Raw genomic sequence first — 216 nt, 5'->3', positions numbered from 1 at the left:
CACCCATCCGCATGATGGTGACCGGTGTTTCATCTGCATGCAGCACCTGCTGTTGTAGTACCACCTCTTTTAAGGCATTGGCCAGAGGTTCCAGTTCTACACCGCAGCGACCTATCCAGTCAGATAAAGTTGATCTAGAAAGTTCGATTCCCGCCCGCTGATAGATCAGACGTTGACGGTACAGCGGCAAATGATCGGCATATTTCGATACCAAAA

Annotated in this window: 1 protein-coding gene; it reads right to left on the bottom strand. The window is 49.5% G+C overall.

Features of this window, described 5'->3' with window-relative positions:
- A partial coding sequence (locus tag ACEO2X_RS14855; protein ID WP_371972229.1) for a transposase occupies window positions 1-216 on the bottom strand: 216 nt, incomplete at both ends.

Source organism: Acinetobacter sp. AL9 (assembly GCF_041464035.1).
In the GTDB taxonomy this organism is placed as follows: Bacteria; Pseudomonadota; Gammaproteobacteria; order Pseudomonadales; family Moraxellaceae; genus Acinetobacter; species Acinetobacter towneri.
Note: the sequence above shows the minus strand (reverse complement) of the source record. Positions and strands in the feature narration are given on the sequence as shown.